Source organism: Streptomyces sp. NPDC017993, assembly GCF_044328065.1.
Lineage (GTDB): Bacteria > Actinomycetota > Actinomycetes > Streptomycetales > Streptomycetaceae > Streptomyces.
In genome coordinates this window covers 169,858-182,719 of the sequence record NZ_JBIRGO010000014.1, presented here as the reverse complement: position 1 = coordinate 182,719, position 12,862 = coordinate 169,858, and the positions used below count along the sequence as shown (strand labels likewise).

The window sequence follows — 12,862 nt, the reverse complement described above, 5'->3', positions numbered from 1 at the left end:
TGACAACAGCGGGACGGGGCCGGGACGTTCCGTCATGCCCCGAGGGGCACTCAGCCGAGCTTGCTCACGTCGCGCACCGCGCCCTTGTCGGCGCTGGTGGCCATCGCCGCGTACGCGCGCAGCGCCTGCGAGACCTTGCGCTCGCGCTGCTTGGGGGCGTAGACGCCGCCGAGGGCCTCGCGGCGGGCCGCCAGCGTCGCGTCGTCCACGAGGAGTTCGATGCCGCGGTTGGGGATGTCGATGCGGATGCGGTCGCCGTCCTCGACGAGGGCGATGGTGCCGCCGGCCGCCGCCTCGGGGGATGCGTGGCCGATGGACAGGCCGGACGTGCCGCCGGAGAAGCGCCCGTCGGTGACCAGCGCGCAGGCCTTGCCCAGGCCGCGGCCCTTGAGGAAGGACGTCGGGTAGAGCATCTCCTGCATGCCGGGGCCGCCCTTGGGGCCCTCGTAGCGGATGACGACGACGTCGCCCTCCTTGACCTGCTTCTTGAGGATCTTGTCGACGGCCTCCTCCTGCGACTCGCAGACCACGGCCGGGCCCTCGAACGTCCAGATGGACTCGTCCACGCCCGCGGTCTTCACGACGCAGCCGTCCTCGGCGATGTTGCCCTTGAGGACCGCCAGGCCGCCGTCGACGGAGTAGGCGTTCGCCATGTCGCGGATGCAGCCGCCCTCGGCGTCGGTGTCCAGGCTCGCCCAGCGCTCGGACTGCGAGAAGGCGGTCGCGGAGCGCTTGCAGCCGGGGGCCGCGTGCCACAGCTCGACGGCCTCGTCGGACGGGGAGCCGCCCCGCACGTCCCAGGTCTTGAGCCATTCCTCCATCGAGGCGCTGTGGACCGTGTGCACGTCCTCGTTCAGCAGGCCGCCGCGGTAGAGCTCGCCGAGGATGGCGGGGATGCCGCCCGCCCGGTGGATGTCCTCCATGTAGTACGTGCCGCCGGGCGCGACGTTCGGCGCGACCTTCGCCAGGCAGGGCACCCGGCGGGAGACGGCGTTGATGTCGTCCAGGTCGAAGCTGAGGCCGGCCTCCTGCGCCGCGGCGAGCAGGTGCAGGATCGTGTTGGTCGAGCCGCCCATGGCGATGTCCAGGGCCATGGCGTTCTCGAAAGCGGCGCGGCTGCCGACGTTGCGCGGCAGGACGGTGTGGTCGTCCTGGTCGTAGTGCCGCTTGGTGATCTCGACGACCGTGCGGCCGGCGTTCTCGTACAGCGCCTTGCGGGCGGTGTGGGTGGCCAGCACGGAGCCGTTACCGGGGAGGGCGAGGCCGATGGCCTCGGCCAGGCAGTTCATCGAGTTCGCGGTGAACATGCCCGAGCAGGAACCGCAGGTCGGGCAGGCGTTCTCCTCGATGCGGAGGATGTCCTCGTCCGAGATCTTGTCGTTGACCGCGTCCGAGATCGCGTCGACCAGGTCGAGGGTGCGGACGGTGCCGTCCACCAGCGTCGCCTTGCCGGACTCCATCGGGCCGCCGGAGACGAAGACCGTGGGGATGTTGAGCCGCATCGCGGCCATCAGCATGCCCGGCGTGATCTTGTCGCAGTTGGAGATGCAGATCAGCGCGTCGGCGCAGTGCGCCTCGACCATGTACTCGACGGAGTCGGCGATCAGGTCGCGCGAGGGCAGGCTGTAGAGCATGCCGCCGTGGCCCATGGCGATGCCGTCGTCGACCGCGATGGTGTTGAACTCGCGTGCGATGCCGCCCGCGGCGTGGATCGCCTCCGAGACGATCCGTCCCACCGGCTGGAGGTGGGTGTGGCCAGGCACGAACTCGGTGAAGCTGTTGGCGACGGCGATGATCGGCTTACCGAAGTCCTCGCGCGCTACGCCGGAAGCCTGCATAAGGGCTCGGGCGCCGGCCATGTTGCGGCCATGGGTAACAGTGCGGGACCTCAGCTCGGGCACGATGGTCACTCCCTCGGGGTTCGTACGTCGCCGGTCGCGATACGTGCGGCGCACATATCAGCTGGGCTTCGAGATTACGCCCCTGATCCAAGATCCGGACGCCCCCTCCGCCATGTGAGACAACTGCCCGCAGTGCGGACACCACGGGCGGGGCCCCGGCCGCGGCGGGCCCGGTTCACGGCTGGGTCAGATACCTCTGCAGCGTCGGCGCGACCATCGCGATGATCTCCTCCACCTCCGCGGAGGCGACCGGCTCCATCTTGATCACGTAGCGCAGCATGGCGATCCCGATGAGGTGCCCGGCGGCCATCTGCACGCGGAACTTCGGGTCGGCCACCTGGAGCTCACCGGCCACCCGCTGCAGCAGCCGGCGCTCGATGAGCCCCCGCAGGACCGTGGCGGCGGTGTCGTTGGTGAGCGCCGAGCGCATGATCGCCAGCAGCGGCTGCCGGCTGACGGGGTTCTCCCAGACGGCGAACATGAAGCGGGCCATCCGCTCGCCCACGTCGGCGCCGCCGCCGGCGATGGCCTCCGGCATGGTCAGCGCCGGGGCGAAGGTCAGCTCGATGGCCGCCTCGAAGACCTGCTCCTTGGTGCCGAAGTAGTGGTGCACCAGCGCCGCGTCCACCCCGGCCGCCTTGGCGATGCCGCGCACCGAGGTCTTGTCGTAGCCCCGCGCGGCGAACTCGGTGCGGGCCGCGGCGAGGATCCGCTCACGCGCCCCCGGACCGGCGTCGGCCCCGGCGCGGGCCGGGCGGCCCCGCCTGCGGGCGGCCGGTGCGGCAGCCGGCTCCTCACCGGGCGAGGCGGCGTCCGACGCGTCCGCGCCCCGCCCACCTCTCACGAGCCCGGAACCCAGGTCGGCGAGGCGAGATGGAGGCGGGTGAAGGCGAGTGCCTCGGCGAGGTCGGCCTCGCGTTCGGCGGCGGACATCGCCCGGCGGGTGTTGACCTCGACGACCACATGCCCGGCGAAGCCGGTGGCTGCCAGCCGCTCCAGCAGATCGGCGCAGGGCTGGCTGCCGCGTCCGGGCACCAGGTGCTCGTCCTTGGCGGAGCCGTTGCCGTCGGCGAGGTGGACGTGCGCCAGCCGGTCGCCCATCCGCGCCACCATGTCCAGGGCGTCGTTGCGGGCCGTGGCGGTGTGCGACAGGTCGACGGTGAAGTGCCGGTAGTCGTCGTTGGTCGGGTCCCAGTCCGGCGCGTACGCCAGCATCTCGCGGTCCCGGTAGCGCCACGGGTACATGTTCTCGACGGCGAACTTCACGTCCGTCTCGTGTTCCATCCGCCACACGCCGCGCACGAATTCCCGTGCGTAACCGCGCTGCCAACGAAACGGCGGGTGCACCACGACCGTCGAGGCGCCCAGCTTCTCCGCGGCGTTGCGCGCCCGCTGGAGCTTGACCCACGGGTCGGAGGACCACACCCGCTGGGTGATCAGCAGGCACGGTGCGTGCACGGCCAGCACCGGCACACCGTGGTAGTCCGAGAGCCGGCGCAGCGCGTCGATGTCCTGGCTGACCGGATCGGTCCACACCATGACCTCGACGCCGTCGTAGCCCAGGCGCGCGGCGATCTCGAAGGCCGTCGCCGTCGACTCCGGATAGACCGAGGCCGTGGACAGGGCGACCTTCGCATCGGGGATGCGCACCACTGGCTCTGTCACGAGGGACAGCGTACGGGCCGAGACCGGGCCCATGGAGGGAGGTCCGGACGACCGGCTTCCGCGCCTGGCGGCATCCCCACCGCTCCATGTGAGCCCGGAGGGCGGTGAGACGGGGACTTACGGGTGTGACGCGCCCTCCTGGGGCGTGCGGAGTGTGACGTGTCTTACGTCAGCGGGACACGCCCTGGTGCCGGCTCATGCCGGCAGTCCGCGGCTCATGTCGTGGGCAGGTGGTCGAGCCGCCGCAGGATGACGCCCTCGCGCAGCGCCCACGGGCAGATGTCCAGCGTCTCGACCCCGAACAGGTCCATCGCCGCCTCGGCGACCAGCGCCCCGGCGAGCAACTGGCGGGAGCGGCCCTCGGACACCCCGGGCAGCTCGGACCGCTCCAGCGCGGACATCCCGGCCAGCTTCGGCACCCACTCCTCCAGCGTCTTGCGGGACAGCTCGCGCTGGACGTACAGCCCCTCGGCCGAGCGCGCCGCGCCCGCGATCCGGGCGAGCTGCTTGAAGGTCTTGGAGGTCCCGACGACATGATCGGGCGTTCCGTAGCGGGTGAAATCACTCACGACGCGGGCGATCTCGGCCCGGATGCGGCGGCGCAGCGCCCGTACGTCGTCGCTGCCGGGGGGATCGCCCGGCAGGTCGCTGCCGGTCAGCCGGCCCGCGCCGAGCGGCAGTGAGGCCGCCGCGTCGGGCTCCTCGTCGAGGCCGTAGGCGATCTCCAGTGAGCCGCCGCCGATGTCCAGCACCAGCAGCCGGCCGGCGGACCAGCCGAGCCAGCGGCGGGCCGCGAGGAAGGTGAGCCGCGCCTCGTCCTCGCCGGAGAGCACCCGCAGCTCGACGCCGGTCTCCAGCGCGAGGCGGCGCAGCACCTCCTCGCTGTTGGGCGCCTCACGCACCGCGGAGGTGGCGAACGGCAGGACGTCCTCGACGCCCTTGTCCTCGGCCACCTGCATCGCGTCGCGGAGGGTGTGCACCAGCCGCTCCACCCCGCCGTCGCTGATCGCGCCGCCCTCGTCGAGGAGTTCGGCGAGGCGCAGCTCCACCTTGTGCGAATAGGCGGGCAGCGGGCGCGCGCCCGGGTGCGCGTCCACCACCAGGAGATGGACCGTATTCGAACCCACATCGAGGACACCGAGTCTCATACGGGAAACCTACTGCCGGGGCGGTGACCGGTGGTCGGCCACCCCTCCACCCTCGGTCGCCGGCGCTCCCCGGGGATGACGTGGACGAGCCACCGGCACCCAGGTCGTAGGCTGGAGTGGTGGCTAAGACGAAAAAGGCGAAGCAGGAGAAATCCCTGAAGAAGGACGCGAAGCGGCGCACTCCCGGGGACAAGGGAGCGCAGCCCGCGCACGGGGCTCCGGCCGACGAGGTCGGCCTCGACTTCGCCCGCGCCTGGGTCACCTTCCCCGACCCGGCCGACGACGAGCAGCTCTTCCGCTGCGACCTGACCTGGCTGACCTCCCGCTGGACGTGCATCTTCGGCAGCGGCTGCCAGGGCATCCAGGCCGGTCGCGCGGACGACGGCTGCTGCACGCTCGGCGCGCACTTCTCCGACGAGGACGACGAGAAGCGGGTGGCCGAGAACGTGGCCCGTCTCACGCCGGACCTGTGGGAGTTCCACGATGTCGGCACCGCGTCCGGCTGGGTGCAGGAGGACGAGGACGGCGAACGGCAGACCCGGCGCTGGGAGGGCTCGTGCATCTTCCAGAACCGCCCCGGTTTCCCGGCCGGCGCCGGCTGCTCGCTGCACATCCTCGCGCTGCGCGAGGGCAAGGAGCCCCTGGAGACCAAGCCGGACGTCTGCTGGCAGCTGCCGGTCCGACGTACCTACGACTGGATCGACCGGCCGGACGACACCCAGATCCTCCAGGTCACGATCGGCGAGTACGACCGCCGCGGCTGGGGCGCCGGCGGCCATGACCTGCACTGGTGGTGCACCTCGGCGACCTCCGCGCACGGCGCGGGCGACCCGGTGTACGTGTCGTACAAGCCGGAGCTCACCGAGCTGATGGGCAAGAAGGGGTACGCCAAACTCGCGCAGCTCTGCGAGGAGCGGCTGGCGGCGACGCTGCCGATGGCGCCGCATCCGGCTGATCCGCCGCGGAAGTAGCGCTCACGCCGCAGCGGGCGGCAGCGTGCCCGCACCGGGGCCGTCGGGTATCTCCCGGCGGCCCCGCTGCGTATCAGCTCGTCGGGGAACCGGTCGTGTCGGACGGTGACGACGTCGGGGTCGTCCCGGTCGGGGTCGGTTCGGTGGGCGGGGATGTCGGGTCCGTCGGGGTCGGCGTGGGGTCGGTCGGCGTCGGCGTCGGGTCCGAGGTCGGCGGCGTCGGGTCCGTGGGCCGAGGGTGGCTCGGGCCGGGGGCAGGACCGGTCGCGCCGTAGCCCTCCAGCGTGACGGCGCTGGCGCCGGGACCGATGGTGATCTTGGCCCGCCAGTGGCCCGCGGGCTCCCGGTCGTGGTCGACATAGACCGTGATCGTGGTGGACTCCCCCGGCAGCAGCTCCCCCGCCGTATGGCTCATCTGCAGCCAGGCGGCACCGGACGTCGCCCGCCAGCGCACCGGCTCGCCTCCCGAGGCGCTCAGCGTGATGACGGTGGTGTGGCCGCTCGGCTGCGCACTGACGGTCAGCCGCCCCGGGCCCGTCCGCGCGCCCGTCGGCTCGCCGGGCCGCAACGGCGTGCCGTCCACGCTGATCACCTCGACCGACACATCGGGGGTGCCCGCACCGGCCGAGAAGCCGGGCTCTGGGGTCGTCCGGGCGTTGCCCGCGTTCTCGTACGGACGGCCGTCCAGCGCGGCGCTGTCCGATTCGTTGGCCGTCACGGCGGGCGAGCCGTCCGTCTCGCCCGTCATGGGGGCGCTGCGATAGGCCGCCCACAGCGCCAGCACCGGCGCCGCGAGCACCGTCGCGACGACGGTGGTGGTCAGCGCCCGGCTGCGCAGCCGTCGGCGGCGGGCGGCCCGGTCCGTGGGAAGGACCGGGAAACCGCTGCGGTCATACCTAGGAGAACCGTTTGCTCCGCCACCGCGGCCCGCGCGGCCCGCGCCTGCCGAGGCGCCCGCACCCGCCACGCCCTCGGCACGGCCGGAGCGGGAGCCCAGCGCCGCCGTCAGCGCGCCGAGCACCGCCTCCCGCGGGGCGGTGACCAGCGGCAACGCGCCCTGAACCGCGGGCGCGGTGCCCGGCCAGGGCCCGGCCGCGGTCGTCCGCTCGGCCATCCGCCGGCACTCGGCGCAGTCGTCGACATGGCGCACCAGCTCACGGCGGAGTGCCGCACCCAGCAACATCTGGGTGTCACCGGCCAGCCGCGCGACGTCGGGGCACCGGCCGAACTCGACGACGGCCAGCGCGGCGCGGGTCCGCTCGACCTCGCAGGACGCGGCGGCGAGCAGGGCGCGGGTGGCGACCGGCTCGGCGCCGAGCACCGCCGCGACCTCTTCGGCCGACAGGCGGTGGCGCACCGAGAGCTCCAGCGCCTCCCGCTGCTCCGGGGTGGTCCCGGCCGCCTCCGGCCAGGCCAGGACCGCGAGTTCACGCTGACGGTCGGTGTCGGAGGCAGCGTCGGGGACGGCGCCCGGTCCGGTGTGCTCGGCGAGCCGGCGCAAACAGCCCCAGCGGGCCAGGGCGTAGAGCCAGGGTCGGTAGAGGGCTGCCTCGGAGGGCCGCTTGCCGTGGTGCCGCTCGGCGAGCGCCAGCACCTCGCCGAGCACGGCGGTGGCCGCGTCGTGCTGGCACAGGACCGACAGGCAGTACGTGAACAGCCCGTCCAGATGCGGGTCGTAGCGCTCCGAATGCCCCGAGCGTTCCTGCCCCTCGGGGCCGCCCTGGCTGTCGTGGCGGTCGGCGCGGTCCTGGTGGGCGGACCGCTCGCGCCGCTCGGAGTGCTGCGCCGGATCGGGCGGGCCGGGCCGCTCGGAGTGCTGCGGCCGGCTCCGGCGGGGCGCGCCGCTGCGCGACCGGTGTGCGCCGGTGGTGTGCCTGGGGTGCTCGGGCCTGCTGCTCATCACCCGGCGACGGTAGGCGGATGATGCAGCCGCTCACTCTTCTCTTGGACGCTATTAACCCTTACGGGTGACCATCTCCCTCAAAAGGGGACACGAAGCGCCCCATCCGCCGCTGAATGCGCTCGGCGTGCGCCGCTCGGTCGGCGCAACCCGCGACGGAGGACGGCGGAGGGACGGCTCAGGTGCCCGCGCTCCTCCGCGACAGCTCGGGTGCGGGCGTTGTCCTACCCCGCGACTACGGTGACTCCATGGCAACCCGTAAAACGTCGGCCAAGGAGCGCCCCTCCTACCGCTGCACCGAGTGCGGCTGGACCACCGCGAAGTGGCTCGGCCGCTGCCCAGAATGCCAGGCGTGGGGCACGGTCGAGGAGTTTGGCGGCGCCCCCGCGGTGCGCACCACCGCGCCCGGCCGGGTCACCACCGCCGCGCTGCCGATCGGCCAGGTCGACGGTCGGCAGGCCACCGCCCGCTCGACCGGTGTGCCGGAGCTGGACCGGGTGCTGGGCGGCGGTCTGGTGCCCGGCGCGGTGGCGCTGGTCGCCGGGGAGCCGGGCGTCGGCAAGTCCACCCTCCTGCTCGACGTCGCCGCCAAGGCCGCCTCCGGCGACCACCGCACGCTGTACGTCACCGGGGAGGAGTCCGCGAGCCAGGTGCGGCTGCGCGCCGACCGCATCGGCGCCATCGACGACCACCTCTATCTGGCGGCCGAGACCGATCTGTCCGCCGTGCTGGGCCACCTGGACACCGTCAAGCCGTCGCTGCTGATCCTGGACTCGGTGCAGACCGTCGCCTCCCCCGAGATCGAGGGGGCTCCGGGCGGTATGGCCCAGGTCCGCGAGGTCGCCGGCGCGCTGATCCGCGCGTCCAAGGACCGCGCGATGTCCACCCTCCTGGTCGGCCACGTCACCAAGGACGGCGCCATCGCAGGACCCCGCCTGCTGGAGCATCTCGTCGATGTGGTCCTGAGCTTCGAGGGCGACCGGCATGCCCGGCTGCGCCTGGTGCGCGGCGTCAAGAACCGCTACGGCACCACCGACGAGGTCGGCTGCTTCGAGCTGCACGACGAGGGCATCACCGGCCTCGCCGACCCCTCGGGTCTCTTCCTGACCCGCCGTGCCGAGCCGGTGCCCGGCACGTGTCTGACGGTCACTCTCGAAGGCCGCCGCCCGCTGGTCGCCGAGGTCCAGGCACTGACCGTCGACTCCCAGATCCCCTCCCCGCGGCGCACCACCTCCGGGCTGGAGACCTCCCGGGTCTCGATGATGCTGGCCGTCCTGGAGCAGCGCGGCCGGATCAGCGCGCTGGGCAAGCGCGACATCTACAGCGCGACGGTCGGCGGCGTGAAGCTGACGGAGCCGGCCGCGGACCTCGCCGTGGCACTGGCGCTGGCCAGCGCGGCGAGCGACACCCCACTGCCGAAGAACCTGGTCGCCATCGGCGAGGTGGGGCTCGCCGGCGAGGTCAGGCGGGTCACCGGCGTACAGCGCAGACTGTCCGAGGCGGCCCGGCTCGGCTTCACGCACGCCCTGGTCCCGTCCGACCCCGGCAAGATCCCCGACGGCATGCGGGTGCTGGAGGTGGCCGACGTCGGGCAGGCGCTGAGCGTGCTCCCCAAGCGGGTGCGACGGGAGGCCCCACAGGAAGAGGAGCAGCGCCGGTAGACTTTGCCCTGGTCTCGCCCGCCACCGCAGTCTTGCCGTCGGCCACGTACGCTCCGCTGGTACGTACGTCACCGCGGCACCGGCCGGGCGGCCTGCGGACCGACAGACCGTGCGACGGAGGAGTGCAGTGGCAGCCAACGACCGGGCATCGTCCCCTGGTGGCAGGTCTGGTTGGGTTCCGCCCTACCGAAGGTCGGGGGACACCGAGGGCCTGATGCGTGCCTCGCTGAGCGCCGTCGCGCCCGGTACGCCCCTGCGTGACGGCCTGGAGCGCATCCTCCGCGGCAACACGGGCGGCCTGATCGTGCTGGGCTTCGACAAGACCGTCGAGTCCATGTGTACCGGCGGCTTCGTGCTGGATGTGGAGTTCACCGCGACCCGGCTGCGCGAGCTGTGCAAGCTCGACGGCGCGCTGGTGATCGACAAGGACATCACCAAGATCATGCGGGCCGGGGTGCAGCTGGTCCCGGACGCCTCCATCCCCACCGAGGAGACCGGCACCCGCCACCGCACGGCCCAGCGCGTCTCGATCCAGGCCGGCTTCCCCGTCGTCTCGGTCAGCCAGTCCATGCGGCTGATCGCGCTGTACGTCGACGGCGAGCGCCGCGTCCTGGAGGAGTCGGCCGCGATCCTCTCCCGGGCGAACCAGGCGCTGGCGACCCTGGAGCGCTACAAGCTGCGCCTGGACGAGGTCGCCGGCACCCTCTCCGCCCTGGAGATCGAGGACCTGGTGACGGTCCGCGATGTCTCCGCGGTCGCCCAGCGCCTGGAGATGGTCCGCCGGATCGCCACCGAGATCGCCGAATACGTCGTCGAACTCGGCACGGACGGCCGACTGCTCACCCTCCAGCTCGACGAGCTGATCGCCGGGGTGGAGCCCGAGCGCGAACTGGTCGTCCGCGACTACGTCCCCGAGCCGACCGCCAAGCGCTCGCGCACGGTCGTCGAGGCGCTCGCCGAGCTGGACGCGCTCAGCCACACCGAGCTGCTCGAACTCCCCACCGTGGCCCGCGCGTTGGGCTACAGCGGCTCTCCCGAGACGCTGGACTCCGCGGTCTCGCCGCGCGGCTTCCGCCTGCTGGCGAAGGTCCCGCGGCTGCCCGGCACGGTCATCGACCGCCTCGTCGACCACTTCGGCGGCCTGCAGAAGCTGCTCGCCGCGAGTGTCGACGACCTGCAGGCGGTGGACGGCGTCGGCGAGGCCCGCGCCCGTTCGGTCCGCGAGGGTCTGTCCCGGCTCGCGGAGTCGTCGATCCTGGAGCGGTACGTCTAGCGGCGGCGCCTTCGCCACGAACGTTTCTGCGGCCCGCGCGGTGCACACCGCGCGGGCCGCTCACGTCAGCTCGTCATGCCACGCAGCGCCGCCGCCTCCTTCTCCGGTGCGAGGCCGACCACCGGGCGGTCCGGGCGCTGCGGCGCCACTCCGCCGATGCTCCGCAGCCAGGTCCAGGTATCGGCGACCGTCTCGCCGACGGGACGGCAACGCAGGCCGTCGGCAACGGCCTTGGAGACATCGGCGCCGTACATGGTGTCGTGGAGCTCGCCCGGCGGCAGCCAGGCGGGCAGCTCCGACCAGGGCTCGATGCCGGCGGCGAGCACGTCCTGCGGCGCCGTCCAGCGCAGCGCGGCATCCGAGCCGGTGGCCCGCACGCAGCTCTCCAGCAGCTCCCCCATGGTGGCGTGCCCCGGCTCGCTCACCAGGTTGTACGCGCCACCGAGGCCGCCCTGCACCGCGTCCAGCGTCCACTGCGCCAGGTCGCGGGCGTCGATGTACTGCAGGGGCAGCTCGCGCGGCCCCGGCGCGAGGACGGTGCCGCCGCGGGCCATCCGGTCCAGCCACCACGGCAGCCGTCCGATGTTCTCGTAGGGGCCGAGGATCAGGCCCGCCCTGACCAGCAGCGCCCGGTCCCCGAACACGTCGACCGCGGCCAGCTCGCCGCCTCGCTTGGCCTGCGCGTAGTCGTCGGCGTCGGTGGCGTCGGGTGACGCCACCACCACCGGGCCCTCCTCGTCGAGCCCGGCCGGTGCGGGGTAGGCGTACACCGACCGGCTGGAGACGTAGGCGTAGGTCCGGACCCGGCCTGCCAGCAGCCGCGCCGCGTCCCGTACGGCCGCCGGGGCGCCGCTCCAGGTGTCGACGACGGCGTCCCACTCGCCTTCCCGCAGGGCCTTGAGGCCCTCGGCGTCCGCACGGTCGCCGTGCAGGGCCGTCACGCCCGCAGGCGGTGCGTGATGACCGCGGTGGAACACGCTCACCTGCCACCCGCGCGCCAACGCCGCCTCGGCGATCGCCCTGCCCACGAACTCGGTACCACCCAGCATCAGTAGCTTCATGCCGGTGACACTGCCCCACCGCCGCACCCCGGACCACGCCTCCACGCTGTCAGCGGAATCGCCTACAGCGGACAGGGCCGTCCGCGCAGGTCAGAGGCTCGGAGGTGGGGGCGGTCAGAGCAACTCCGCGGCGTGGCGGGGTCGTTGGCGACGGAGTGCCGCGGCCCTCAGCGACGCGCCCGGGTCAGTCCTTGGCGAGAACGAAGGAGGTACGGGCGGTGGACAGCCCGGGGACCTTGGCCTCGATCAGATACGTGCCGGCCGGCACGGCGGCGGCGCTCGGCGTCGCGCACTGCGGGGCGCTCGCCCGGCGGTCCCATTCGACGACGCGCTTCGTGGAGCCCTTGGCCGGCACCTTCAGCAGCGCGGAACCACTGCCCTCGGGGCAGTCCGCGGACACCCACACCCGGTCGTCGTCCGCGGTGTCGGTGATGGTGAGCACCGCGGCCTTCCGGCCGAGATCCACCTTGCAGGCCGAGCCGGCGGAGTTCTTGACCGTCACCTCGAACTTCGGCTTCTCGCCCGGCGCGTAGGAGTTCTTCACGCTGCGCAGGGCCAAAGTGACCTTGCCGTTGGTGCAGTTGGGGACGGACGAGCCGGCCGGTACGGCGACGCCGCCCGATCCCTCGCCGATCGGCAGATGAGCGCCGGCACCACCGGAGCCGCCCGCGCCCGAGCCACCCGAGCCGCCACTGCCACCGCTGCCGCCGCCCGAAACCGAACCGCCACCCGCACCGGCGGAGCCGGAACCGGAACCGGACTCCCCGCCGCCGTGACCCGACTCGTCGCGCCCGCCGGGCTTCTGACTGATCGCCGGGCCGGTGGAGGAGGGGCCAGGGGTGATGGAGGTCGCGGGCCCCGGGCGCTGCGATCCCTTGCCCTGGTTGTCACTCGCGCTGTCGCCGCCCCAGCTGACGACCCACACCACCAGGAGGGCGAGCAGGACGACGATGGCCAGCGCAACGGCCCTCCGCCGCCAGTAGATGGAGGAGGGAAGCGGCCCGATCGGATTGCGCAGTGATCCCACGCGGAAACTGTACGAGAGATCCGCCGCCACACCGTCCAGTACCCGCCGTACGAAGCGGCAACTTTTCCCATGATCAGCCCGGAGAGCGGTCCCGGCCCCTCCGGACCCTCCTCAGTGGCGCACATCTGACGCTCTCTCCGGTCCGATCCGCCCTGGTCGGACCCGTTCCGACCGCTTCGCGACGGCTCAGGACCGAGGCGGCCGGAACACATTCGTACGTTCGCGGCTCCCGGCCGCCGGGCGGCGCCGGGCAAA

Annotated in this window: 10 protein-coding genes; 3 read left to right on the top strand and 7 right to left on the bottom strand. The window is 72.9% G+C overall.

Annotation, left to right across the window (positions count from 1 at the left end):
* Window positions 1-50 precede the first annotated feature (50 nt).
* The 4 genes from ilvD to ACH4FH_RS25525 form a co-directional block, all read right to left on the bottom strand.
* Complete coding sequence (gene ilvD, locus ACH4FH_RS25540; RefSeq protein WP_398558208.1) at window positions 51-1,901, bottom strand: dihydroxy-acid dehydratase; 1,851 nt, start codon at window positions 1,899-1,901, stop codon at window positions 51-53.
* Window positions 1,902-2,076: 175 nt separating this feature from the next.
* A complete protein-coding gene (locus ACH4FH_RS25535) occupies window positions 2,077-2,745 on the bottom strand; it encodes a TetR family transcriptional regulator (protein ID WP_398558207.1) in 669 nt (222 codons plus the stop codon).
* Window positions 2,742-3,599, bottom strand: coding sequence for a sugar phosphate isomerase/epimerase family protein (locus ACH4FH_RS25530; protein ID WP_398558206.1), 858 nt, complete (start codon window positions 3,597-3,599; stop codon window positions 2,742-2,744). Before ACH4FH_RS25530 ends, ACH4FH_RS25535 begins: the two co-directional genes overlap by 4 nt.
* A gap of 182 nt (window positions 3,600-3,781) precedes the next feature.
* The gene (locus ACH4FH_RS25525; RefSeq protein ID WP_398558205.1) at window positions 3,782-4,714 is read right to left on the bottom strand and encodes a Ppx/GppA family phosphatase; all 933 of its coding nucleotides are present in this window, start codon (window positions 4,712-4,714) and stop codon (window positions 3,782-3,784) included.
* A 119-nt stretch (window positions 4,715-4,833) separates the two neighbouring features.
* On the opposite strand from ACH4FH_RS25525, the gene ACH4FH_RS25520 reads away from it, so the two are divergent.
* Window positions 4,834-5,685: a hypothetical protein gene (locus ACH4FH_RS25520; protein WP_398558204.1), complete on the top strand. Its 852-nt coding sequence runs from the start codon at window positions 4,834-4,836 to the stop codon at window positions 5,683-5,685.
* 73 nt (window positions 5,686-5,758) lie between these two features.
* Here ACH4FH_RS25520 and ACH4FH_RS25515 read toward each other — a convergent pair whose 3' ends face one another.
* Complete coding sequence (locus ACH4FH_RS25515; RefSeq protein ID WP_398558203.1) at window positions 5,759-7,585, bottom strand: sigma-70 family RNA polymerase sigma factor; 1,827 nt, start codon at window positions 7,583-7,585, stop codon at window positions 5,759-5,761.
* A 248-nt stretch (window positions 7,586-7,833) separates the two neighbouring features.
* Between ACH4FH_RS25515 and radA the strand changes: the two genes are divergently transcribed.
* Both radA and disA read left to right on the top strand, forming a co-directional pair.
* Window positions 7,834-9,246 carry a DNA repair protein RadA gene (radA, locus tag ACH4FH_RS25510; protein ID WP_398558202.1) on the top strand — a complete coding sequence of 471 codons (1,413 nt, stop codon included), beginning with the start codon at window positions 7,834-7,836 and terminating at the stop codon, window positions 9,244-9,246.
* 127 nt (window positions 9,247-9,373) lie between these two features.
* Window positions 9,374-10,519, top strand: a complete 1,146-nt coding sequence (gene disA, locus ACH4FH_RS25505) for a DNA integrity scanning diadenylate cyclase DisA (protein ID WP_393896437.1) — start codon at window positions 9,374-9,376, stop codon at window positions 10,517-10,519.
* Window positions 10,520-10,584: 65 nt separating this feature from the next.
* Here disA and ACH4FH_RS25500 read toward each other — a convergent pair whose 3' ends face one another.
* Together ACH4FH_RS25500 and ACH4FH_RS25495 are read right to left on the bottom strand one after the other, a co-directional pair.
* Window positions 10,585-11,580, bottom strand: a complete 996-nt coding sequence (locus ACH4FH_RS25500) for an NAD-dependent epimerase/dehydratase family protein (RefSeq protein ID WP_398558201.1) — start codon at window positions 11,578-11,580, stop codon at window positions 10,585-10,587.
* Between the two features lie 184 nt (window positions 11,581-11,764).
* The gene (locus ACH4FH_RS25495) at window positions 11,765-12,607 is read right to left on the bottom strand and encodes a hypothetical protein (RefSeq protein ID WP_398558200.1); all 843 of its coding nucleotides are present in this window, start codon (window positions 12,605-12,607) and stop codon (window positions 11,765-11,767) included.
* Between the last annotated feature and the right edge of the window lie 255 nt (window positions 12,608-12,862).

Bases quoted from the DNA above. Each gene is read 5' to 3' on its own strand.
- ACH4FH_RS25515 (WP_398558203.1), bottom strand. From the start codon at position 7,585: ATGAGCAGCAGGCCCGAGCACCCCAGGCACACCACCGGCGCACACCGG.
- ACH4FH_RS25525 (WP_398558205.1), bottom strand. From the start codon at position 4,714: ATGAGACTCGGTGTCCTCGATGTGGGTTCGAATACGGTCCATCTCCTG.
- ACH4FH_RS25500 (WP_398558201.1), bottom strand. From the start codon at position 11,580: ATGAAGCTACTGATGCTGGGTGGTACCGAGTTCGTGGGCAGGGCGATC.
- ACH4FH_RS25530 (WP_398558206.1), bottom strand. From the start codon at position 3,599: ATGGGCCCGGTCTCGGCCCGTACGCTGTCCCTCGTGACAGAGCCAGTG.
- radA (WP_398558202.1), top strand. From the start codon at position 7,834: ATGGCAACCCGTAAAACGTCGGCCAAGGAGCGCCCCTCCTACCGCTGC.